Raw genomic sequence first — 21,944 nt, 5'->3', positions numbered from 1 at the left:
CAGGAGAGGTGACACTGGCTACTTCGCACCAAACACTTTTTTCATCTTCCCCCAAAACCCAGGTGCCTCCTCAAAAGAAAGCAACGGCACGGATTCTCCGAGTATACGTCTGGCAATATTGCGATAGGCCAACGAAGCCTTAGAATCTGGCTTCATGACAGTCGGCTCTCCTTTGTTGGCATTTTTGATAATCGTCTCATCGTCAGGAACAATGCCCAGCAAATCGATAGCGAGCACCTGTACAATCTCATCGATATCAAGCATTTCTCCACGTTTCACCATCTGAGGCCGAATGCGATTGACGACCAAATGGGGATTGCGAATGCCTTCTTTCTCCAAGAGTCCGATAACTCGGTCAGCATCGCGAACTGCTGGAGTCTCCGGTGTTGTGACGACAATCGCTCGATCCGCTCCTGAAACCGCCATTTGAAACCCTAGCTCGATACCTGCTGGACAGTCGATGATGACAAAATCATGAAGTTCTTTCAGTGCCCCCACCAATTCTTTGACCGTCTCCGGAGATAGAATCGACTTGTCTTTGGTTTGCGCTGCTGGCAACAAGGTCAGATGTTCAAAGCGCTTATCTCGAATCAAGGCCTGCTCTAGTTTGCAATCCTTCGAAATGACGTCAATGATGTCGTATATAATTCGATTCTCTAATCCCAGCACTACATCTAGATTCCGCAGGCCAATATCTGCATCCAAAAGACAGACACTCTTTCCTAATAGAGCAAGCGCTGTTCCGATATTTGCGGTTGAGGTGGTTTTTCCAACCCCACCTTTGCCCGACGTGACAACAATTGCGGTGCCCAAACAAACCCCTCCATTGGTCACTCTCAAGTTACGAGGATTGACGAGCCATGGCCGTCCATGCATGGAGTGAGTCAAGCTTGTCCACTGCCATACTGTCCTCTTTAAGGTACGCGAATTCCATAAAAGTCCGAAGTGGTTTACCATCTCGTTCAGGGGCCCGACTGACAATATCCGCAATCCTTAATTGCATCGGCGCAAACTCTGCAGCAGCAATGATGGCCGACCAATCACCCAAAAAACCGGCATGTGCAATGCCACGCAGTCGACCGAGAACGTATATGTCACCACTTGCGACAATTTCAGCGCCCGGATTAACGTCGCCAATGACGACCACATCCCCTTCAAAAACTGGCCGTTGTCCAGCTCGGACTGTGCCTTTGAGGAGAGTTTGCGGACCAAATTTCCTGGAAGAGTTGAACAAAGAAAGCTTCGCAGCGGTAGATGGGCCCCATTCTCGTAAAATCAAATTCTCTCGCTTCGCGAGGCAATCGAGAATTTCTCGAATCTCAGAAGCCGCGAAAACCCGCTCACCATAGTCGACCGAAATTTTTAAGTCCGGGCCCTCAAACAAGGATTTTTTTTCGCCATGAATGAGTGTGGATAAATCCTCCAACAGACTTTCAAAGCTGACCACCTCATTGAGGAGCAAAAGGAGTCCCTCTTTTGTGCCCTTGAGAAGGATATTCGGCTTTGAATCGGTCGCCAACCGCTCTGAATCAAGCATCAAATGAATTCCTCCGGAAATTACTCTAGACATGGCGAACATAATTCGCTATTAAAAGTCTTTCTCCTGCAAAACTTCGTGGTACGGCATCGAAAGGCATTCTGTCATTTCGCTGTAACTTCCGAATCGGTTTCCCCATACTTTCCAGTCGAACGATCCTTCAGCCAACGAACCGCTAATGGATAGAGCAACAGTAGCAATATTCCATTGATAAACATTTGTTCGAGGGATGTAGCCAATACGGCGCGACCCGAATATGCCGTGACACCAAACATCCGAGTTAATCCAAATGTCAACCACTCGTGAAGAAATGTGCACACGACCGTGACGACAAAGGTGATGGCCAAGTTTTTGTGAAGAAACTGAGCGAAGATGGCCGCAGCAAAATATCCGATGACCGCGTAAGAGAATGCGTTCAATCCTATGAACGAACCAAAAACAATATCTTGAATCAAGCCGACAAGCAGTGCCAAAACCAAAACACTGCGCGTACTGCGTGTCAACGCCACCAATACGAGACCTACAAGCACAAAGTCAGGATGGATTGCATTCAAGGGCGGTATCTGAAAAAGGGTGGACTGGAAAATCAACCCTATCCATAGCGCGAAAAAGGCGAGGACGGATTTCATTTCGCCGTCACTCCCGGCTTGCTTTCTACAACGAACACATTTTGCAAGTAATTCAAATTGGCAGCCGGTGTGACGATAGCAGACGTCACGGACCCTTGCGGACCGTCCTGAACAGCCTGGATGCTTCCAATGACAATGCCCTTTGGATAAATATCACTCAAACCGGAAGTCACGACTTCTTGACCTACTTGAACTTGAATTAGTGGAGCCCAAAAACTCATCTGCAATTTACCAGCAAGTCGGACGGACCCAACGACAATTCCAAACGGCTCGTGAGTAGACCCATTTTGCACCAACGCTGAGACACCGTCGCCTAGGCGAGTGTCCGTAATCAAGACCACTTTAGCACTGTTCGAAGCCACTACAGCGACGCGCCCCACCAAGCTGCCGTCCGGTGCGACGACAGCCATATTCGGCCGGACCCCTGCGCTGGTTCCCTCACCAATGGTCAACTCGGAATTCCAAGTGGATGGCGCCCGCCCGGTCACTGCAGCTGGCAACAGCTTTAAATCAGAAGGAGCGGAGTTCTTGTAGCCAAGCATGTTTTGAAGTTGCGCTATCTGAACCTCTTTGTCACTAAGTTGAGCGCGCAACGACTCGTAGTTCTGCAACTCTTGTTTCAACAAAGCATTTTGCCTATAAACTTGGCGAAGGGTGCGGATTCCCGCAAAAAAGGACGCCATCTTGCTGACGGGTTGATATATCCATCCAGAGACGGTGCTTTCTGTGTTCATGACAATTTGTTCCGGCCAATTCGCGATGCGGCCCGCATTGCCCAAAGTCACTCCGGCAAGCAAGATAAGCAAAACCACACTCACCAGCAGTGCAAATAGACGCCGACCTGAAAACATACGGGACACCCGAATCCCACATCCTATCGTTAAATTAAGCGCGATTTTGCGATTTCCGAACCATAGAGTTGCGACGCCGATAAATGTCGTAGTTGTCGAGAGCCCGCCCCGTTCCAATGGCGACGCAGTCAAGCGGCGAATCAGCGACGACAACGGGCATTCCCGTTTCTTCCGAAAGATGTCGGTCTAAGTGCCTGAGAAGCGCCCCGCCGCCCGTTAGGACAATGCCTCTATCCATAATGTCTGCCGCCAACTCCGGAGGCGATTTTTCAAGAGTGGCCTTGACCGCCTCAACAATGGAGGTAATCGTGTCAGAGATGGCTTCGCCAATTTCCGCAGAACTCACTGTAAACGTCTTCGGCAGCCCGCTGACGAGGTCCCGTCCACGAATTTCCATGGTTCCCGCATCTAGTCCAGGAAGTGCCGTTCCGATGGTCACCTTCAAGTTCTCGGCCGTCCGATCTCCAATCATCAAGTTATATGCCTTCTTGATATATTGAATGATGCTTTCATCCAATTCATCCCCGGCGACACGAATGGAACGGCTGGTCACGATACCCCCGAGGGAGATGATGGCCACCTCTGTCGTTCCCCCACCAATATCTACAACCATCGATCCGGTTGGGTCTCCGACTGGCAAGCCAGCGCCAATCGCTGCTGCCATGGGCTCCTCAATAGTTTGTGCATCTTTGGCTCCGGCTTCAATCGCAGCGTCTTCTACTGCGCGTTTTTCCACTGCCGTAATTCCGGACGGCACGCTGACCATCACACGGGGCTTACTCGACCAGTTGGACTTTGTCTTCATCGCTTGCCGAATAAAGTGGCGTAACATGGTCGATGTCGTCTGAAAGTCGGCAATGACACCATCCTTGAGTGGCCGAACCGCAACAATGTTCCCTGGAGTACGACCAATCATTTCCTTGGCTTCTGTTCCAACCGCTTCAATACCTCCGGTGTCCGTGCGCAGGGCTACGACGGACGGTTCGCGAAGTACAATCCCCTTCCCCTTAATGTACACCAAAGTATTGGCAGTGCCCAAGTCGACACCCATGTCACGAACAGAAAACATTCGACAAAACTCCCCTCGATATTCACTTGAACCCTTGTCGCCATCAAAGATAGTGCATCCGGCGACTACATGAAATTTAGAGCCTTCAAGCTCCGAAACTGTCCGTCCCCAATGACCAAGTGGTCGAGGACATCAATTCCCAATATACGTCCAGCCTCACATAATCTTCTTGTGACTGAAACATCTTCCGGACTGGGTGTAGGGTCTCCACTTGGATGGTTATGAATGCATAAAATTGCAGCCGCACTTCTGCGGACCGCAGGCATAAAAATTTCCCGAGGATGGACGATGGATGAGTCCAAACTCCCGACAGACGAAGTTTCTTCGCCGAGAATGCGGTGTTTGGTGTCCAAGTAGAATGTGACAAAGTGCTCTTTCTTCAAATACCTCATTCTATCCATCACCAGCGCAGCGGCGTCGTCTGCGGAATGAATGACGGGCCGCGTGCCGACTGGGCCACTCGCAATGCGCCTCCCAAGTTCGACGGCTGCGCTTAATTGCAAGGCCCGTCCCCGCCCAATGCCTGGGATGCGCATCAGTTCTTCGACGCGGGCATCGAGCAGACCGTAGATTCCTCCGACCGCATCCACAACGCGAACGGCCAGCTCAAACACCGTCAAATTTCGCGAGCCCGTCTGCAAAATGATAGCCAAGAGCTCGTCTCCGCGGAGTGCAGACGGTCCTTTTGACAAAAGACGCTCTCTCGGCGCATCTTCGGCCTGACGAATGACTTGTGACAGATGTTGTAACGCATGTTCCTCCATGATACCGCCTCCCTGATAACTACTAGGTTTCAGGGTAAGCGGCCTAATATAGAGGGACAAGCGCGATGAGATATGCAACGATTTTGCAGGAGAATTTGAGAAAAAATATCTCGCATACCTGCAAGACTCGGCCCATGGACACCGAGTGCACGGACGCTGAAATTTATTTTTTCTTCATCAGCAGATATACCGCAACCAGTACCCCAATGAATGTCATCCAATTTACATAGACCTGAAGGTTCATCGACCAGGCAAGGAACAACAAGTCCACTCTGGGCTGCCATGTCAATAAGACTCTGCTGCGAAAGAAGGTGACGTTGTTCGACAAAAGTTGCCCAGCAACAGTTCCCAATAAAGCACCAACAAGTATGTATAGGAGGCCGCGTCCAAAACTCTTCTTCACGCGCATCCGTCCCCTTCACCAACATACTCCGGTTATGACGTTTCGACATCGACGCCATCAATCCTCCTTCTTGGCGTAAACAAATTAATGTCAACGCGTGCAGCGTGGACGAAAAGCATCGAGCTATTCTCCAAAAAAACTGTATCAACTCACACCCGTCATTGTTTCGAGGCGCAAAAAGCCATCTGCTACCTCCGCGCGAGCGCTCACTAAACGATGCGTGCGGAGATCCGTCTGTGCAGTCAGGAGCGTCGCCTGCAGCGCAACCAACGGCGATTGCAACCCCGTTTGACCGATAACGTGAATCGCATGGGAGTATAAGGATTGTTCGTTTCGGAAATCGAGATTGGCATTGGCTGGATTCGCGCCATCACAAGCGACCGCTGCGAAAGCCAGCAGTACACTCTGTTCGGCGTCGAACAACTTTTGCAAGTCCTGCACATTACTTGCTGTTGCTTGTGGTAACAGGAGCAAGCGGCGCTCCCCTACTGTTAGTTCGCCCCTATGTACGGTCAGATGATGCTGTTTCGCAATCGCTAAACCTTGATTCAAGTCGGTCGGAAACAACGCTAGGTCATCCACAACCATCCACTTTTTATCAAATTGCAAGTAAGCTGGTACGTTTTCTTTTCTCAAAGCATACATTTTCGCGAGAGCGGTAGCGGACTTTACATATTCTCCGACTTCAACGCCCCAAATCTCTGTTTTGGGAATGAATAACCCGAGGCGATGCGTGTCTTGATACGTCAATGAAGGCATGGTAGGGACATTCGCCGTGACCGTGGCCGAGCTTACAGTGGGCTTCTCGGCGAAGGGGCTGAAGGGTGATACTTGTTCGAACAACACCAGCACCAAACAACCGATGATGAGTCCGACCGTCACGCCCCATTGGAGATAGTCGGATGCAAATTGCGCATGACTCCGAATGGAGGTCACGAAGTGATGGACAACCGATTCCCACACTTTCTCCATCCGGTTCGGCCATGACTGATGCAGCGATGAAGCCATCGCCATACGTTGATGTGCGGACGCTTGTCCGGTGTTGGAACGCACATCAGAATCTGCTTTCTTGGTATCTTTGTCGATAGGTTCGAAATCGACTTTTGACACATTCGATCCGCTTCTATCCGACGTACTGGACATTTTATCTGAAGGCACGGCGGTCGGTCCGTTGCTCACGCCCACCATCCACTCTTCTCCACCCACGCGAATGAGAGTTCCGTAGGGCCTAGCGTCAATCGTTTCTTTGACGTTGTTCGCCACGTCATGCCACACCCTTTCGTGCTACCGTGCGACCAGCAGATGATTTTCTGTAAGACGAACCTTCTCAAAATTGCCTATCGAAAAGAAGAATTCTTGCTGTTAATCTATGAGCGGACTCGATAGATTAGAATCTTGTACTGCACGATACCGTGGATCATCAGGACTGGCATCATGCCTTCTCAATAACAAACGAACAGGCCGTCGTCTTGTGGACGTGGCCTGTTCGTTTGCTCCACCACCTATTTCGAGTGGGTGTTATTTTAATCATAGCGGCGATAATACTGACCGGAATCCGGCATTCGCCAATCATCGCCCAAATATTTGATAGATGGCTCGCTCTGGCCTCACTCTTCTCGAGAAATTGCGTCGTCAACCATAACTTGAAGGTCCATACGACACGGTCTTTCATCACAAAGAATCCATCGCCGCTGTCTCGCTGGTCGCATCAAACGCATCAGCGCAAAATGTACGCGGTGATCGTTCTTGCTCCCCACTCTTCCGCCAACTGATACGACGACATGCAGATATCGATATGGTACCCGATGATATCCGCACCACTATCTTCCGCTCGAACAACGCCAACGTCTGGAATAAATAGCTTTGTCCCATACGGAATCACCTGTGGGTCGACGGCGATAATACCAGGCTTGGCAACCCATCCTGTTGACGTGATGCCACCTTCAACATAGGCGGTTGCCAACACGGTAATCTGCCCCGCAAACAAGCCGGGCGAATAACTACGACTCGAGACCTCAAACGTTCTCGGAGCCGTGCCTTCCAAGACTATCTCATTTCTCACTTTGCGCAACAGTTTGCGCTGTATTGTTTGCTTTACTTTCGAGCCATTCACAAAATAGCTTGTCGTCTTCTCTTGAAGTAACCCTTTCACACCGTACGACAGCACTTGTCTCTGACCGCTGAATAAATTCTGGCTGAGCCGTTGTATGGTCTGAAATGGTATCACCTGCGTCTTTGTGATGACCCGGCGATACGATTCCACAATGTCTATTGTCTCGTCGTTCACAATGGGCGAATTCATCGGCTCCGAGACATGGTCCTCCTTGTTCAGACGAACCCCCGACAGTTGAAGAACTTCAGACACAGTATGCGCGAATGTCCATTCCTGACGCATGTGCCCTTCTACCTCGAGTGTAATCCAATCCGGTGACACAATCGACACTTGCATTCCATTGCTCACGGGTGTGTTCAGCGAAGGATAAACATAGGCTCGTTTGGGCACCGCAACACTGTGTTCTTTCAGGAAGTCTCCAAGTGTACCGAATGTGTATCCCTGAAGCACTTTGCGTTTACCATTGTCTTGCACTGTCACCGTTTTGAATGCCGCCTGAGCCGTGGTCCATCCACCCACGAATAAGACCATCAAGAGCGATAACAAAACGTACAGTGTTTTTGACTTTGGGATACGCACTCCATCACCTCTTCTCGCGACTATCAAGAAAAGGGAGGCAATACTGAGCCATATCGAGGGCTAGTATATCGAGACATTCGTGCGTTTGCAAGGAAATTGATGGATGTTCGTCTCGCTCCCAACGACTCGCCGCAAAATGAATGTATCCTGCCAGTCGAGTATAGAGCGGGCAAAGTGCAAAATCGCACGAAACGTGTCGACCACGTCTACAAGATATCAGAATTTTCCGGCCACCGGATGACGGATGACAACGCAGACTCCGGAAGCCTCTCTGCCTTTACCAATTGACGTACGTGCGCGTCCATTGTTTGCATGCCATAGGTACCACCCGTTTGCATAACCGACCGAATTTGGTGGGTCTTGTCTGTCCGTATAAGATTTGCGACGGCTGGCGTATTGACGAGGACTTCCACGACCGCGACCCGTTCACTGCGCTCTCGGTTTAGCCAGAGTCGCTGCGAAACAACGCCCTGCAGAACTGAAGCAAGTTGGACGCGAATCTGTCCCTGTTGGTCTGCAGGGAACACATCAACCATGCGATTGATGGTTTGGATGGCGTCTCCGGTATGCAGGGTGGACAGGACCAAGTGCCCGGTCTCGGCGGCGGTCAGTGCCGTATGAATGGTTTCTAAGTCTCTCAATTCACCAATTAGAATGATGTCTGGGTTTTGACGCAAGGCTGCTCGCAGACCGGATGAAAAGTCTTTTGTGTCGGCACGAATTTCTCGTTGTTGAATGACGGACCGCCCATGTTCATGAAGATATTCAATAGGGTCTTCAAGCGTGATAATGTGGCGCGAAAACTGTTGATTGATGTGCTCTATCATCGCTGCCAGCGTGGTCGATTTCCCGCTACCCGTTGGTCCCGTGACGAGAACCAGTCCGCTCTGCTGATTTGCGAGCCAGCGAACCACGGCCGGCAGTTGTAGCGCTTCCAAACTTGGAACATCTTTAGGAATGATGCGTGCAGCTATGCTAAAACATCCCCGCTGCAAAAAGATATTGACACGATACCTAGAGACACCGGGGATACTCATCGAAAAGTCGATGTCACCAGTTTCTGAGAGCAAAGACCACTGCGCTTCGGTCGTCAGTTCCTTGACCATTGCGAGCGTACCCTCAGGAGTCAACTTCTCCCCCTCTTGAAAAGACAGTCCGCCAAAAACACGAAAAGCGGGTGTCATATTCACACAGAGATGAATGTCAGACGCACCTACTTCGTACGCTTTCCGAAATATTTCATGGACCCGCATTGTTCCGCCTCCAAATTCGAATCTGTTGAGAACGATGCTCGCCAACTCACCCTACTTAGACTTGCACAAGACCGCCATACCACGAGACCAAATCCCCCCCATATAATTGCCAAGCAAGACAGGCCGCCGACAATAGGGGTACAAACGGAATCGGCATGGAATCATCACGACCGCTGCGAGAGAAAAAGCTCGGTGAGAAGAGAAGAACTCCGAAGGTAGAGGCGAGCACCAGTACTCCTACATCGCCCGCAGGTCCTAGCATAGCTCCTATAGACAAAAATAACTTGGCGTCTCCAAGTCCAATCTTTCCGCGAGTGCTGAAGTAAATGACGAGAATGAGCGCGGCACCGATGAGCATACCAGACACGATGAACTCTGCAGAGTTTACACCCGTTGCCAAGTCCCATTCTGCCACACACAGTGCCCCCGGTATCGTCACTTCATCCAATACCGTCCATTCCTGAACATCCGTATTCAAGCACGTGAGCAGAACCGCCCAAAGCAACGCTTGTCCAACAAACTGGCATGCCGTGTGACTGAGTGTGTAGAGAACTGCGTCAACGCATCCGCCGACCAAAGCAAGGGCGCTCAGGTATCCCATCGACGTTCTATCACGGCAGGCGTAAGGTGCCATCAATGAGAGTCGTCGATTGCTCCTAAGAACACCTCCGGCGGTTGCCAAAATTCCTATCATAGAGACGAAGAGAAGGGTCCACAGTCGTACACTCCCATTTCCAAACATCCAATATATCTCCCTTAGTAATTCTATAAATGGTGTTCCGATGAAAGATACTCTTCTGCGTCGATGTTCACAATTCCTTCATCCATGTCCAAAGAGATAGGACATCGTGATCGCCGTGCGTACGAAGGTGTGATACACTGGAATCAAATGAGTTATGAGGAGATGAAGACATGAATGTCTTCTACTATCTAGTTTGGATTGCAATCGCTATCGTGGCTTTGGTTGTCCTGTCCGTCTTTCTGACGTTTGCTATTAAACTCGCGATTCTCTTGGCACTTCTGGCATTTGCATTTTACTGGCTCAAACGAGCTCTCGGATGGAAGTCGAGGACGGCCCACAGAAAATGGAGATAGTCTTTGTCGATGGACAAGCCTGCCGCATCGGCAAGACGGGCGTGAATCTCTAGGGCTGGCGTGAGCGTGCCGGATTCAGAAGCCCCTGTACGAGTGGAGAGATTCCACCCATACAGGGGCTTTCGACCATTGCTATTGGACGAACAAATTGAACGAACAAAGCGCAAGAAACAAGTACACCAGGCATAGAAGCGGCCCTAAACGTCAGACCAGAGCTCGCATGGGTTCTCCACGCAGAGCGTCGCCCAGCCGATATGCCACTTTCCAAATGTCACCTGCACCCATGGTGAGCACTAAGTCTCCTTCATGCACCGTCTCTAAAAGATATTCCAAAACTTCTTCCTTGGTCCGAATAAATTGAGTCCGGGGATTACTATCTTCGCGAATTCTCTCAACCAGCCGTTCTGCAGACACACCCTCAATCTGCTTTTCTCCCGCTGGCGAAAAAATGTCCACGATGATGACCTCATCCGCACCATGAAACGCCTTGGCAAAGGCGTCAAAGAGAAAGTAGGTTCGCGTGTAACGCTGCGGTTGAAAAACGGCCACTATCCGCCGTTCTGCTGCTCTTGCCGCCGCAATGGTCGCCCGAATTTCTGTTGGATGATGCGCATAATCATCAATCACCAAGACACCAGCCGCATCGGCTATCACTTGAAATCTACGTTTCGCCCCGTGAAACTCAGACAGAGCGAGTGCAATGGAATCAAAATCCACACCGGCGTGCCGAGCGACTGCAATGGCTGCCAAAGCATTCATGATATTATGAACTCCGGGAAGAGAAAGCTGCAACGAACCGAGGCGAACGCCGTGTTCATAAACGTCGCAGATACTGCCGCGATCGACCAATTGAATCCCCGTAGCCGTATAGTCTGCGGACACGCCAGGCACCGTTGCAAAGGTAACCACGGGACATTGTGCCTCCTCCAAAAGGCTCCCTACATTGCCATCCTCGGCAGAAGTCACGAGTAAACCGTCGGATGGAATTTGCTTGATAAACGTACGATAGGCCGTCAATAAATTGGAAAACTTGCCGTCATAATGTTCTAAGTGATCCGCTTCGACGTTTGTAACCACCGCGATTTTGGGTCGATAGTGCAAGAACGAGGCGTCGCTTTCATCGGCTTCCGCGACGACATACTGCCCATTTCCGGCTTTCGCATTGTCGCCCAAGTTGCTGACGACGCCACCAATGACAAACGTTGGGTCAAGCCCAGACCGCTCCATGACATAAGCTATCATCGACGAAGTGGTGGTTTTTCCATGGGCTCCCGTAATGGCAACGCCCTGCCGATTATCCATGAGTTGCGCAAGCATCTCCGACCGGTGGAGAACGGGAATCCCGCGCGCACGCGCTTCCACGAGTTCCACATTGTCCTGTGCAATCATCGTGTTGTAGACGACTGCGTCTGCCCCTTCCACCTGAGTGCGAACGTGCCCCAGAAACACATTCGCGCCTCGCGTCGCAAGTTTCTCTGTCAATTCTTGTTGGCTGACATCAGAACCAGAGACCGTATACCCTAAATCTAACAAGACTCGAGCAATAGCACTCATTCCATAGCCACCAATACCGACAAAATGCACGTGGTTATAGCGCTGCACGCGCATCACCATCCTCATCCCCAATTAGTTTCCAACTATCCATGTGCTGTTCCATAGCCTTCCTCGCTTCATCTACAGTATACAGTGAGCCGCAAACCACGACGAGATTCGACATGGTCCGCGCACGTTCCAATCCTTGTGCGACCGAAGCAGCGCTATCCACCTGCCAGCGACCATGGTCGAGCATTGAAAGCATCGCTTCGACGGGCAGAGCTCGGTGAACATCTGGCGCAACAACGACGATGCGGTTGGAAATTGCCGCTAAATGAACCAGCATGTCGTCTATGGGCTTTCCTGCCAAAACGCCGAGCACGATGACTGGTCGTGCGTTTGGCGGCAAAAAGCGACGAGCAAACGACCGATAGCTCATGGCCAGTGCAGCGACTCCTTCCGGATTGTGCGCACCATCCAGAATGACCGTCTGTGAACCGCAACGGAGCACTTCAAAGCGCAACGGCCATACCACTTGTGCCAGACTTAGCCGAAGAAGTGCCGGGGCGGGAAGGTAATCCGCCGCTTCCAACATACCGAGTGCAACAGCCAAGTTGTCCGCTTGATGACGACCGTGGAGTGGCAAAAACAATCCCCCAACATCCTGTCGCCGTCCACGATACCAGAATCTTTGACCATGCCGCTCCATCGCTTCCATCGAGACCGCAACATCTCGCCTGACGGTCCACAGTGGCGCTCGTTGCTCCCTTGCAACACGTTCTATCACACCGTACGCAATACCTTCCGCTCCTGTTACTATCGGCACCGACTCTTTGATAATCCCGGCCTTTTGTTCGGCAACGTCTCTCTGCGTGGGTCCGAGCACCTCGAGATGGTCATGGCCCACGTTCGTGATGCCGGTGACCAAAGGACGCACCAGGTTGGTGGAATCATATTTGCCCCCAAGCCCGGTTTCCCACACGACCTGTTGAACCCCTTGCTCGACAAAATGCAGTAAAGCCATCAGCGTCAGAGCTTCAAATTCGGTCAGCGGATCGGACCTATCGAGCGTTTCCGACGCCACCCGCACCACGCCAGCGAGGCGCTCGAACGTCGGTGCGTCGACCGCTCTACCTTGAACGGTGAATCGCCCACGATAGCCATCAAAGGCAGGAGAGACAAACGTGCCAACGCGGTAGTGCAGGCGAAGGACGGCTGTCAACACCGCCGCGACAGACCCTTTGCCGTTGGTGCCGGCAATGTGCCAAAAAGAAAGCCTTCGTTCCGGGTGTCCGAGAACTGTGAGCATCGCCTCCATGCGATGCAAGCCGAGGCGCACGCCAAACGTTTGCCTGTCGCGAATCCACCGTTGACCGCTCAGCACATCAACGCCCCTCCTTTTGCGTACGCGACCTCACATCTTGGCCAATTGACCAATGCGTTCTTGAACTGCTTGACGGCGCTCCTCGTAGTCCGCTAATTTCCTCCGTTCGCCATCCACCACCTGAGCTGGAGCGCGGGACACAAATTGGACGTTGCCAAGTTTTGTCTGCAGTCGCGTGATTTCTTCGACCAACCGCTTCTCCTCCTCAGCTAGGCGCTGACGTTCAGCGGCAAAGTCAATCACACCTTGAAGGGGAACGTACACGTCCGCGCCCTCCGTCACGATGGTCGCTGCTCCATCCGGAATCTCCATCTGCGACGCAATGTGCAACTCACTGCCGTTACACAGACGCCGCATCATGCCCTCTCCTTCTTGAAACGACGGCAACAGGTGCTCTTGGCGCACCCGGACAAAAATAGGCATCTGTTTCGATGGAGGAATGTTTTGAGCGGACCGAAAGTTGCGAATGGCCCGGATGACGTCTTGGAGCAGGCGCGTCGACGCCGTCGCCTCCTCGTCTCGCCACTCGGTCGAACCTGTGGGCCAAGCGGATGCTGCAATCCAGCCTGACGTTCCCGGAATAAAGCTCCAGATTTCCTCCGTAACGAACGGAATGAAGGGATGCAAGAGCTGCACCAAGTGAGTCAGAACGGTCGTCAACACAGACTGAACCGTCTCTTTTCGCGAACTGTTGGTTCCGTACAAATCTATCTTGGCGATCTCGATATACCAATCACAAAAGTCATCCCACGCAAAATCGTAGAGGGTTCTCGCCGCTTCCCCAAATTCGTAGCTGTCGAGCAGGCGCGTGACAGACAGGATGGTTTCCTGGAGGCGGTCAAGTATCCAGCGGTCGGTCATCGCAAGTCGGTCGACAGCGAGTGCCTCTTTCTCTGCACGCTGCGTGACATTCATCAAGACGAAGCGAGACGCATTCCACAGCTTATTCACGAAGTTGCGGCTGCCCTCTAACTTTTCGATGCTATAGCGCTGGTCGTTCCCTGGCGCCGTACCGGTGGCTAACGTGAACCGAAGGGCGTCTGCACCAACTTCTTCGATGACATCCACTGGATTGATTCCATTGCCAAGACTCTTTGACATCTTTCGACCCTCAGAGTCTCGTATCAATCCATGCAACACGACATCCGAAAAGGGAAGCGTCCCGGTGAACTCCAAGCCCATAAAGACCATTCGAGCAACCCAGAAGAACAGAATGTCGTACCCCGTGACCATGACCGAAGTCGGATAATAACGAGCAAAATCCTCATTCGCCGTGTCTGGCCAGCCCATGGTCGAAAACGGCCACAGAGCGGAAGAGAACCATGTATCGAGCACGTCTTCGTCCTGACTCAAGCAGAGCCCACCGCAATGCTCACAAGCTGTCGGGGACTCGATAGACACAGTGACATGCTCGCAGTCAGAACAAAACCAGGCAGGTATTCGGTGACCCCACCAGAGCTGGCGAGAAATACACCAATCCCGAACATCCTCAAGCCAATGCGAAAAAATTTTAGAAAAACGATCAGGAATGAACTTGAGTTCTCTGTCTTCAGCTGCCTTCAATGCGGGGCGAGCCAACTCCTCCATGCGAACGAACCATTGCAGGGACAAGAGCGGATTCACCACCGTCGAACAGCGGCTGCAGTGCCCTACTGAATGTGTAATTTTCTCCACTCGGCGGAGAAATCCTTGTTTTTCGAGAGATTCGACCGTCTTGGTCCGCGCCGTGACAGCATCGAGGCCTTGCAAATCACCGGCCAACTCCGTCATCCTGCCATCCGCATTCATACATTGCAGTTGCAACAAGTCGTGGCGTTCGCCCACTTCAAAGTCGTTCGGGTCGTGCGCCGGAGTAATTTTGACACAGCCTGTGCCGTAAGCGGGATCGACATATTCGTCCGCAATCACTGGAATCTCGCGATGGGCGAGGGGCAGTCGCAGAGACTTGCCGATAAGCCCCGCGTAACGCGCATCGTCTGGATGAACGGCGACCGCGACATCGCCAAACATGGTTTCCGGACGCGTCGTCGCGATGGTCACCGTCTCTTGGCCGTCCACCGTCGGGTAATCAACGTAATACAGATGTCCTTCCGTCTCCACGTGTTCCACTTCAATGTCGGAGAGGGCGGTACCGCACCGCGCGCACCAGTTGATGATGCGGTTACCGCGATAGATGAGTCCTTTTTCATACAAGCGAACGAAAACCGTCCGAACGGCTTTCGACAAGCCCTCATCCATCGTGAATCGCTCGCGCGACCAGTCCACGGAGCCGCCAAGACGCCGAATTTGCGAAGTAATCGTGTCACCATACTTTGCCTTCCAATCCCACACCTTGGCAACGAATGCCTCGCGGCCAATGTCATGGCGTCGCAAACCTTCTTCTTCCAACAGCGTTCGTTCAACACGGGTTTGAGTAGCGATTCCAGCGTGATCCGTTCCGGGTAACCACAAAACATCGTCTCCACGCAGTCGGTGATAGCGGGCTAAAATATCCTGCAAGGTCTGGTCCCAGGCGTGGCCGAGGTGCAAGACGCCGGTGACATTCGGCGGCGGAATCACCAAAGCGTATGGCCGCCGCGGAGATTTTGGCTGGGCTCGAAAAACCCCGGCGGACTCCCAGTTCGTGTAGATGCGCTGCTCGACGGAAGCAGCGTCGTACAATGGACTCATTCCACGGTCGTTGCCTGCAGACACTTGAGGCCTTTCGGACATTTCAATTCCTCCTCGGTTAGTGGACAGATGCGCTGGCGCGATGCGTTTACCATAGGCGTCCGACGACAAAAAAGAGGTTCTCGCCCCTCAGGACGAAAGAACCTCTTCCGCGGTACCACCTGAATTTGCCGCCAGATGATAACGGACGACACACTTCTCATGGATAACGGCATGACCCGGTGCTGCTCCAAGACGACTTTCGAGGCTACCTTGAAACAGCTTCCACCACTGCGCTGTTCTCTCTGTGCAAGGGAATACCTGTACTCCTTCTTATCATCGCGCGACTCCGAATTCAATTATTGCAAGCATAGCTTGCTTGCAGGCGCACTGTCAACTGGCGTTTGGTCAGTGACCACTTCGACGCTGCGGATGCTTCTTCTTTTTGACGCGATGAACGCGACCTCCAGGAGTCACTTGAACGCGCGAAACCGTCTGCTGTTGTTTGGCTCGTTCCTTTTCTTTTCTCTTGTTTTCCAGTTGAACTTTTTTGCGGTCGCTCCAAATGGTGACTCGCAAATAGAGATAACTGAGAGCTAGCGCAATGACGAGAATCAGCGCATTCTGCCCCAACATCTCCAAAATGCCAGTGCTCTTGGTAGTAGCGGCACCAACCGTCAATTGGAGAAGGACGCCGATGACAAAAGCACCACACACCCCAGCGATGGTGTTCGCCAGACGTCGTTCCTGCACTCTCGGTATGACCAACCACATGACGACAATCATGGCAAACTCGCTGCTGTACATCAAAGGATAGTGAATGGTGTAAAACGCCACAGTCTGTAGCGCGCCCAGCATCAATACGAGGAGTGTCAAATAGCGGATGTACCATCCGTTCCAACTGCCTCCACTAATTAGCGGATTTGCCATGAGCATCCCTCACTCTTTCCCATTCTCCCACTCATTTTAACAAATGTTTGTCCCATTTTCTCGGTGAACAGGGCTTGCCAGAAGAATGTCTGCATATAATCAGGTGGACACTCAGAGGAGGTGAGGGCCATGGGCTTATTCATTGCCCTCGCGCGATTTGTCAAGCTCCTGCTGGCAATCGCCATCATGTTGCTGTTCCTTCGCGCGTTAATTTGGCCCAACACGCTCGACTTACTCATTCTCATGATTCTCTTCGTAGTATTTGCTGCGACTTTCTTCGGGGCACCGTAGCAAAAAGGGTGGGATGGAACCATCCCCCCTCTCTGTTTGCTACCATTCACACCTCAGTCCTTCTAACGCTTGTGCCGCCTTTCATCGAGTAGCCAATTGAGCGACCGTCGAACTCGGCACCTGCAGCGTCTGCCCAGGCAACACAACTTCCTCGTGAAGATGATTGTATGTCATCAATTCCCGTTTGGAAACCCCTACTCTGTCTGCAATCGATTCTAACGTGTCTTCTTCCATGACGACCACAAAGCGCAGCGTGTACCTCGTGTCGGGCACATTAAAATCAACGAACGACCATAAGCTTGCATTCGTCTTCATAGACTGAACTTCTTGGTCCTCGTCGACCACGGACAAACTGTCCGTCGTCATACCCCGAACACCATCCTGTTCTATTGACGCCGATGGTGCGGACGAACCTTCAATGGATGTTGGGGACGCATGCGAAAAAGCACGAGCAATCGAAAAGTCGGACTCGTCACGCGCCCTGCGCGGCGCGAGGTGAGGCGGATCGAACGGATCGCTCACCTGATTTTCGAACGAATATTGCGCCACTTCTTCGGTTTTCATGGCGTCTGCCATTTCTTTGGCTGGTTTCACGTCAGAACTGGTTTCAATCGTTTCTTGCTGGCGAAAATCGTGACTGACATCATGACTGACATCGGGGACAAATCGGTCGAGCTCGCTCAGTTCGCGCGCAATCTCCACGCCACCACTGTCCTGCCCCTGCCCCTGCCCCTGCCCCTGCCCATGGCCAGAGCGCGCTTCACTAAGAAGCTCCGTTTGGTAAGCCGTGACGTCGGCTCGTTCGGAGGAGTCGTGGTCCGGCACTTCTTTTAGACCGCGCGTTTCCTCATCCCCCTCGTCCGTCAGCTCTCCACGGAACTCCATGGCGAACATCGACTCGTCCGCTTCGGTCGCCTGGTCTTGTTGCGAATCCAGCGTGGATTGCGTCTCATGAGCTGAATTTGCAGGTGCGCTTAAGATGTCGGTCTGGTCAACAGTGGCGTCGGACGCAGCATCAGCCTGAAGCGGCGACTCGACATGCTCAACTGTAGGCTCCTGCCTAGCACTCGGTTGCGATGAGAAGTCGTCCGGCGGCAACATGAAAAAGATGTCGCCCATTTCTTGTGAGCCACATTGAAAGTGGTAACCTTTAGAACCACTCAGGCCGGCAATTTCCAATTCCCCGGATACTTTGAGCCACGACGCGCCAGAGACCGTCAAACGCCAGCCGGATAGTCGACTTTTGACATTAATCACCCCGCGTGGCTGAGCTTCGACTGGCACGCGCATGACAAACGGCAGACGGTGGTGAACATGAACTACCGGATCTTCATCGAGCAAGATGGCGACAGCCTTCTCCTCCGTTTGTCCTTTTTCTTCATCCGGCCGCGTCAAAAATCCAGAGAAGACAATCGCCCCCTCTAAAACGTAGGCGTCTCCAGCGCGATCGAACGAAATCACTTCGGTAGCAACCGTGGCATCTGCTACCTGGTCATGCTCACGAACACTATCCATAAAAATTTCCTGTTCAATGCTGACGCGAATCATCGGACTATGCTCTGCATTCGGCATTTGGAAACCCTCCTTCAAACTGCCGCATGTCTGCACCGACAGTGTATGAGGAGGTTTGCGCGAATATGTTCTTAGAAAGGACGGCCAGTGGCGATGTCTCTGCAGAGCGTGCTGACCGTCTTCTAAGTAGGATCATCACGTGGCACAAGCCGTTACCGGAGACTTTCGAATGCGCCGCGGATAGCTTCCACTGTCTCCTCCAGTTCCCTCGGACCGTGCTCGGACGACAGGAAAAAGGACTCCAAGGGGGATGGTGGCAACAGCACTCCCCGTTGCAACATACCAGCAAAAAACTCTGAATAGCGCTCGCGATGGCTGCTGGCGGCTTGCTGGTAATTCGACACGGGACCCTCGTGGAAGAAAAATCCGAACATCCCTCCGACCGCTGTACCGGAGACTTCGATACCTCGCCGCTGACCACTTTCGACGAACGCTTGAACGAGACTTTGGCCGTACTGCTCAAGCCGCTCATAGAGCCCTAGGGAAGCCTCTTGTTGAATCCGCGTCAGGGCCGCATAACCGGCGGCCATCGCGAGAGGATTTCCAGACAGCGTCCCTGCCTGGTAAACTGCTCCCGAAGGCGCAACCATCTGCATAATGTCGGCCCTTCCACCATAAGCGCCGACGGGTAACCCGCCGCCAATGACTTTCCCTAATGTCGTTAAGTCAGGTCGCACTTGAAAGCGCTCCTGACCGCCTCCTTTAGCCACGCGAAATCCGGTCATAACTTCATCAAAAATCAATAGAGCCCCAGATTGTAAGGTACAGTCCCGCAGACCTTGGAGAAAACCAGCAACGGGCGGTATGCACCCCATGTTTCCGGCAACCGGTTCGACAATGACGGCAGCTATCTGCTCGCCATATTCGGCAAACAAGCGGCGACACGCATCCAAGTCGTTATACGGTACCGTCAGCGTGGCTTTGGCCGTATCTTCGTTGACCCCTGGACTGTCCGGCAAGCCGAGCGTAGCAACGCCCGATCCCGCTTTGACAAGCAACGCATCTGCGTGCCCATGGTAGCCGCCTTCAAATTTGACGATGTAGCGGCGCGACGTGAATGCGCGAGCCAAACGCAACGCGCTCATGGTCGCTTCCGTCCCACTATTGACCATGCGCACGACTTCCATGGACGGCACCAACTGTTGCACGAGTTCAGCCATCTCTGATTCCCGCTCGGTCGGTAGTCCGAAAGATGTGCCAGAAACGAGAGCCTCTTGAACCGCTGCTTGCACCTCTTTGCTGGCGTGTCCAAACAACAACGGACCCCAGGAAAGAAGATAGTCAATGTACTCGTTACCGTCGATGTCCGTGAGATACGCGCCGCGCCCGGACTTGGCGAAGACGGGATGCTGTCCTACAGAACGAAACGCACGAACTGGCGAATTGACTCCCCCCGGCATCAGGCGAACCGCTTTGTCGAAAGCACTTTGGGATTTTTCTCTAGTTCTGATGTTTTTCGTCATGCTGTTATCGCCCTCCCCCTTCAGCCCGTAGCCAACGCGTGGCGTCGAGGGCATGATACGTCAAAACAAAGTCGGCACCAGCGCGCTTGAACGACGTCAGAATTTCCATCACCATGGCTCTTTCATCAATCCAGCCGCGCATGGCTGCCGCTTTGACCATACTGTACTCAGCCGAGACATTGTACGTCGCAACCGGCAGCGTCGTTTGATTGCGGACGGCCCTGGTCACGTCAAGATAGCTGAGAGCCGGCTTAACCATCAACATGTCGGCCCCTTCTTGCTCATCATCCGCCGCCTCACGCAAGGCTTCGCGAACATTGGCGGGATCCATCTGATACGTTTTGCGGTCACCAAACTGCGGTGTAGAATGCGCCGCTTCACGAAATGGCCCGTAAAATGCAGACGCATATTTGACCGCGTACGACAAAATCGCCGTGTTCGCAAACCCCGCCTCATCCAGCGTCTCGCGAATAGCCGATACGCGACCGTCCATCATGTCCGATGGCGCTACCACATCTGCGCCTGCAACCGCATGCGAGAGGGCTGTTGCGGCAATCAGCTTCAAACTTTCATCATTGACGATCTCGCTCCCCCGAACCAACCCACAATGACCTGCGGGGTTGTACTGGCACAGACACACGTCCGTCATCACCACCAAGTCCGGAGCTTCCGCCTTGGCGACGCGGATAGCCTCCTGCACAATACCACGCTCAGCGTAGGCTCCAGAGCTCTGCTCGTCTTTTTCGCTCGGCAATCCGAACAGCAAAATGCCCGGGATGCCGAGTTCTGCAATGTCTACGACCGTGCGGCGAAACTCGTCTAATCCGTAATGATATTGCCCGGGCATGGCTGCGATTTCTTCTTTTCCGTGGAGATTTTCTTGAACAAACATTGGATAAATAAAATCCTCAACGTGAACCACAGACTCTCTCGTCAACTGCCGAAGCTTCTCAGTGCGCCGCAACCGGCGATTTCTTCGAAATGTATTCATGTAGATTCCTCCCATAGCTTCCGTTTTATTAATCTATTGAGATGAGGCACTAAGCCATTCTGGCCATGCGGACCGAATCGCTGCGACGACCGCATCCGTCGTTGGCTTCTCAGCTTTTGCGACGACTGTCCAGTCGTCTTGCCGACATGCTTCACTCGTGGTATTTCCAATAGCAACAACGCCTGCCACTTCTTGTACGCGACGTCTTAGCCCCGGAATACTCTGCAATTGCTCCCGGCACGCACGCACCGCCGAAGGACTGTAAAACAGGACCAACGCCGGATGAACCAAGAAAGATTGCCAATCATCTATGGACAGTGGTAGGCGACGCATGGAATAAACCTTCCAGGAAGTGACCTCATGGCCCCGCTGCCGAAGATAGTTTGGGACTACGTCGAGCGTCTCCGCTCCGCATGGATACAGCCACGGCCCTTTCGCGATGGACGGCTCAGCATCAATCCAGCGAGCCAAACTGTGACCATCATGCACCGACGGCGGATGGAAGGCAGGCCATCCGAGTGACTCAGCCACCCGCTGGGTGCCCTCGCCTACACAGTAGCAACGTGGTTGGACATCTTGTGCCTCGTCTCCACACGCACGATGGAGGCCAAACAGACCATTCGCCGACGTAGCCAAAATGCCGACATATGCATGAAGCGCATAGTCCAATATCTGTGGGTCTGCTTCGTAATGGGGGGCCAAGAGTGGCGACGTCAGTACGTCCATGCCGTGCGCCGCGAGCTCTTCGGCCAACGCTTCTGCGCCAGGCTGCGACCTTGTCACCACCACGCGCGGTACACTCGATTTTGCCGCAGTGCGCGTATCAAGTCGAAACATG

21 protein-coding genes and 1 other annotated feature are annotated in these 21,944 nt (G+C 52.7%); of the genes, 2 read left to right on the top strand and 19 right to left on the bottom strand.

Features of this window, described 5'->3' with window-relative positions; translation table 11 throughout:
- Positions 1 to 18: 18 nt before the first annotated feature.
- The 11 genes from minD to M4I36_RS05935 all read right to left on the bottom strand — a co-directional run bounded on the left by minD (position 19) and on the right by M4I36_RS05935 (position 9,940).
- Positions 19 to 813: a septum site-determining protein MinD gene (gene minD, locus M4I36_RS05985; protein WP_258110806.1), complete on the bottom strand. Its 795-nt coding sequence runs from the start codon at positions 811 to 813 to the stop codon at positions 19 to 21.
- 28 nt (positions 814 to 841) lie between these two features.
- Complete coding sequence (minC, locus tag M4I36_RS05980; RefSeq protein WP_258110829.1) at positions 842 to 1,537, bottom strand: septum site-determining protein MinC; 696 nt, start codon at positions 1,535 to 1,537, stop codon at positions 842 to 844.
- A gap of 104 nt (positions 1,538 to 1,641) precedes the next feature.
- On the bottom strand, positions 1,642 to 2,166 hold the full coding sequence (gene mreD, locus M4I36_RS05975; RefSeq protein WP_258110804.1) for a rod shape-determining protein MreD: 525 nt from the start codon (positions 2,164 to 2,166) through the stop codon (positions 1,642 to 1,644).
- Positions 2,163 to 3,017 carry a rod shape-determining protein MreC gene (mreC, locus tag M4I36_RS05970; protein WP_258110828.1) on the bottom strand — a complete coding sequence of 285 codons (855 nt, stop codon included), beginning with the start codon at positions 3,015 to 3,017 and terminating at the stop codon, positions 2,163 to 2,165. The genes mreD and mreC overlap by 4 nt, the downstream gene beginning before the upstream one ends.
- Before the next feature lie 34 nt (positions 3,018 to 3,051).
- Complete coding sequence (locus tag M4I36_RS05965; protein ID WP_258110803.1) at positions 3,052 to 4,086, bottom strand: rod shape-determining protein; 1,035 nt, start codon at positions 4,084 to 4,086, stop codon at positions 3,052 to 3,054.
- A 65-nt stretch (positions 4,087 to 4,151) separates the two neighbouring features.
- Positions 4,152 to 4,850, bottom strand: coding sequence for a RadC family protein (gene radC / locus M4I36_RS05960; protein ID WP_258110802.1), 699 nt, complete (start codon positions 4,848 to 4,850; stop codon positions 4,152 to 4,154).
- Positions 4,851 to 5,013: 163 nt separating this feature from the next.
- Positions 5,014 to 5,253 carry a hypothetical protein gene (locus M4I36_RS05955; RefSeq protein WP_258110800.1) on the bottom strand — a complete coding sequence of 80 codons (240 nt, stop codon included), beginning with the start codon at positions 5,251 to 5,253 and terminating at the stop codon, positions 5,014 to 5,016.
- Between the two features lie 144 nt (positions 5,254 to 5,397).
- On the bottom strand, positions 5,398 to 6,516 hold the full coding sequence (locus tag M4I36_RS05950) for a hypothetical protein (RefSeq protein ID WP_258110799.1): 1,119 nt from the start codon (positions 6,514 to 6,516) through the stop codon (positions 5,398 to 5,400).
- Positions 6,517 to 6,970: 454 nt separating this feature from the next.
- Positions 6,971 to 7,945 carry a resuscitation-promoting factor gene (locus M4I36_RS05945; RefSeq protein WP_258110798.1) on the bottom strand — a complete coding sequence of 325 codons (975 nt, stop codon included), beginning with the start codon at positions 7,943 to 7,945 and terminating at the stop codon, positions 6,971 to 6,973.
- 206 nt (positions 7,946 to 8,151) lie between these two features.
- Positions 8,152 to 9,198, bottom strand: a complete 1,047-nt coding sequence (locus M4I36_RS05940) for a type IV pilus twitching motility protein PilT (RefSeq protein WP_258110797.1) — start codon at positions 9,196 to 9,198, stop codon at positions 8,152 to 8,154.
- A 55-nt stretch (positions 9,199 to 9,253) separates the two neighbouring features.
- Entirely contained in the window at positions 9,254 to 9,940 is a 687-nt protein-coding gene (locus M4I36_RS05935; protein WP_258110795.1) for a prepilin peptidase, read from the bottom strand.
- 170 nt (positions 9,941 to 10,110) lie between these two features.
- Between M4I36_RS05935 and M4I36_RS05930 the strand changes: the two genes are divergently transcribed.
- Positions 10,111 to 10,293 (top strand): hypothetical protein, encoded by a 183-nt coding sequence (locus tag M4I36_RS05930; protein WP_258110793.1) that lies wholly within the window; start codon positions 10,111 to 10,113, stop codon positions 10,291 to 10,293.
- 204 nt (positions 10,294 to 10,497) lie between these two features.
- Here the strand turns inward: M4I36_RS05930 and murC are convergent, their stop codons facing one another.
- From murC to M4I36_RS05910, 4 genes are all read right to left on the bottom strand, one after another.
- Positions 10,498 to 11,895 carry a UDP-N-acetylmuramate--L-alanine ligase gene (murC, locus tag M4I36_RS05925; protein WP_258110792.1) on the bottom strand — a complete coding sequence of 466 codons (1,398 nt, stop codon included), beginning with the start codon at positions 11,893 to 11,895 and terminating at the stop codon, positions 10,498 to 10,500.
- Entirely contained in the window at positions 11,882 to 13,210 is a 1,329-nt protein-coding gene (locus M4I36_RS05920; RefSeq protein ID WP_258110791.1) for a bifunctional folylpolyglutamate synthase/dihydrofolate synthase, read from the bottom strand. Before M4I36_RS05920 ends, murC begins: the two co-directional genes overlap by 14 nt.
- Before the next feature lie 30 nt (positions 13,211 to 13,240).
- Positions 13,241 to 15,922: a valine--tRNA ligase gene (locus M4I36_RS05915; protein WP_258110790.1), complete on the bottom strand. Its 2,682-nt coding sequence runs from the start codon at positions 15,920 to 15,922 to the stop codon at positions 13,241 to 13,243.
- 85 nt (positions 15,923 to 16,007) lie between these two features.
- Positions 16,008 to 16,208 (bottom strand) — a binding site (T-box leader).
- 59 nt (positions 16,209 to 16,267) lie between these two features.
- Positions 16,268 to 16,789 carry a hypothetical protein gene (locus M4I36_RS05910; RefSeq protein WP_258110789.1) on the bottom strand — a complete coding sequence of 174 codons (522 nt, stop codon included), beginning with the start codon at positions 16,787 to 16,789 and terminating at the stop codon, positions 16,268 to 16,270.
- Positions 16,790 to 16,918: 129 nt separating this feature from the next.
- Between M4I36_RS05910 and M4I36_RS05905 the strand changes: the two genes are divergently transcribed.
- A complete protein-coding gene (locus tag M4I36_RS05905; RefSeq protein WP_258110788.1) occupies positions 16,919 to 17,080 on the top strand; it encodes a hypothetical protein in 162 nt (53 codons plus the stop codon).
- 81 nt (positions 17,081 to 17,161) lie between these two features.
- Here M4I36_RS05905 and M4I36_RS05900 read toward each other — a convergent pair whose 3' ends face one another.
- The 4 genes from M4I36_RS05900 to M4I36_RS05885 form a co-directional block, all read right to left on the bottom strand.
- Positions 17,162 to 18,652, bottom strand: a complete 1,491-nt coding sequence (locus M4I36_RS05900; RefSeq protein WP_258110787.1) for a LysM peptidoglycan-binding domain-containing protein — start codon at positions 18,650 to 18,652, stop codon at positions 17,162 to 17,164.
- Between the two features lie 152 nt (positions 18,653 to 18,804).
- On the bottom strand, positions 18,805 to 20,115 hold the full coding sequence (gene hemL / locus M4I36_RS05895) for a glutamate-1-semialdehyde 2,1-aminomutase (RefSeq protein ID WP_258110786.1): 1,311 nt from the start codon (positions 20,113 to 20,115) through the stop codon (positions 18,805 to 18,807).
- A gap of 4 nt (positions 20,116 to 20,119) precedes the next feature.
- Entirely contained in the window at positions 20,120 to 21,106 is a 987-nt protein-coding gene (gene hemB, locus M4I36_RS05890; RefSeq protein ID WP_258110785.1) for a porphobilinogen synthase, read from the bottom strand.
- A 33-nt stretch (positions 21,107 to 21,139) separates the two neighbouring features.
- Positions 21,140 to 21,943, bottom strand: a complete 804-nt coding sequence (locus M4I36_RS05885; RefSeq protein ID WP_258110784.1) for a uroporphyrinogen-III synthase — start codon at positions 21,941 to 21,943, stop codon at positions 21,140 to 21,142.
- Position 21,944 lies beyond the last annotated feature (1 nt).

It is taken from the genome of Alicyclobacillus sp. SP_1 (genome assembly GCF_024706985.1).
Classification (GTDB): Bacteria; Bacillota; Bacilli; order Alicyclobacillales; family Alicyclobacillaceae; genus Alicyclobacillus_I.
The sequence above is the reverse complement of the archived record's forward strand: the minus strand, read 5'-3'. Positions and strand labels throughout refer to the sequence as shown.

What these genes read in the sequence shown, in the direction of transcription:
- minC (WP_258110829.1), bottom strand. Translation starts at nt 1,537, where the DNA reads ATGCTTGATTCAGAGCGGTTGGCGACCGATTCAAAGCCGAATATCCTT.
- mreD (WP_258110804.1), bottom strand. Translation starts at nt 2,166, where the DNA reads ATGAAATCCGTCCTCGCCTTTTTCGCGCTATGGATAGGGTTGATTTTC.
- mreC (WP_258110828.1), bottom strand. Translation starts at nt 3,017, where the DNA reads ATGTTTTCAGGTCGGCGTCTATTTGCACTGCTGGTGAGTGTGGTTTTG.
- M4I36_RS05965 (WP_258110803.1), bottom strand. Translation starts at nt 4,086, where the DNA reads ATGTTTTCTGTTCGTGACATGGGTGTCGACTTGGGCACTGCCAATACT.
- radC (WP_258110802.1), bottom strand. Translation starts at nt 4,850, where the DNA reads ATGGAGGAACATGCGTTACAACATCTGTCACAAGTCATTCGTCAGGCC.
- M4I36_RS05940 (WP_258110797.1), bottom strand. Translation starts at nt 9,198, where the DNA reads ATGCGGGTCCATGAAATATTTCGGAAAGCGTACGAAGTAGGTGCGTCT.
- M4I36_RS05935 (WP_258110795.1), bottom strand. Translation starts at nt 9,940, where the DNA reads ATGTTTGGAAATGGGAGTGTACGACTGTGGACCCTTCTCTTCGTCTCT.
- M4I36_RS05930 (WP_258110793.1), top strand. Translation starts at nt 10,111, where the DNA reads ATGAATGTCTTCTACTATCTAGTTTGGATTGCAATCGCTATCGTGGCT.
- M4I36_RS05915 (WP_258110790.1), bottom strand. Translation starts at nt 15,922, where the DNA reads ATGTCCGAAAGGCCTCAAGTGTCTGCAGGCAACGACCGTGGAATGAGT.
- M4I36_RS05910 (WP_258110789.1), bottom strand. Translation starts at nt 16,789, where the DNA reads ATGGCAAATCCGCTAATTAGTGGAGGCAGTTGGAACGGATGGTACATC.
- M4I36_RS05905 (WP_258110788.1), top strand. Translation starts at nt 16,919, where the DNA reads ATGGGCTTATTCATTGCCCTCGCGCGATTTGTCAAGCTCCTGCTGGCA.
- M4I36_RS05900 (WP_258110787.1), bottom strand. Translation starts at nt 18,652, where the DNA reads ATGCCGAATGCAGAGCATAGTCCGATGATTCGCGTCAGCATTGAACAG.
- hemL (WP_258110786.1), bottom strand. Translation starts at nt 20,115, where the DNA reads ATGACGAAAAACATCAGAACTAGAGAAAAATCCCAAAGTGCTTTCGAC.
- hemB (WP_258110785.1), bottom strand. Translation starts at nt 21,106, where the DNA reads ATGAATACATTTCGAAGAAATCGCCGGTTGCGGCGCACTGAGAAGCTT.
- M4I36_RS05885 (WP_258110784.1), bottom strand. Translation starts at nt 21,943, where the DNA reads ATGTTTCGACTTGATACGCGCACTGCGGCAAAATCGAGTGTACCGCGC.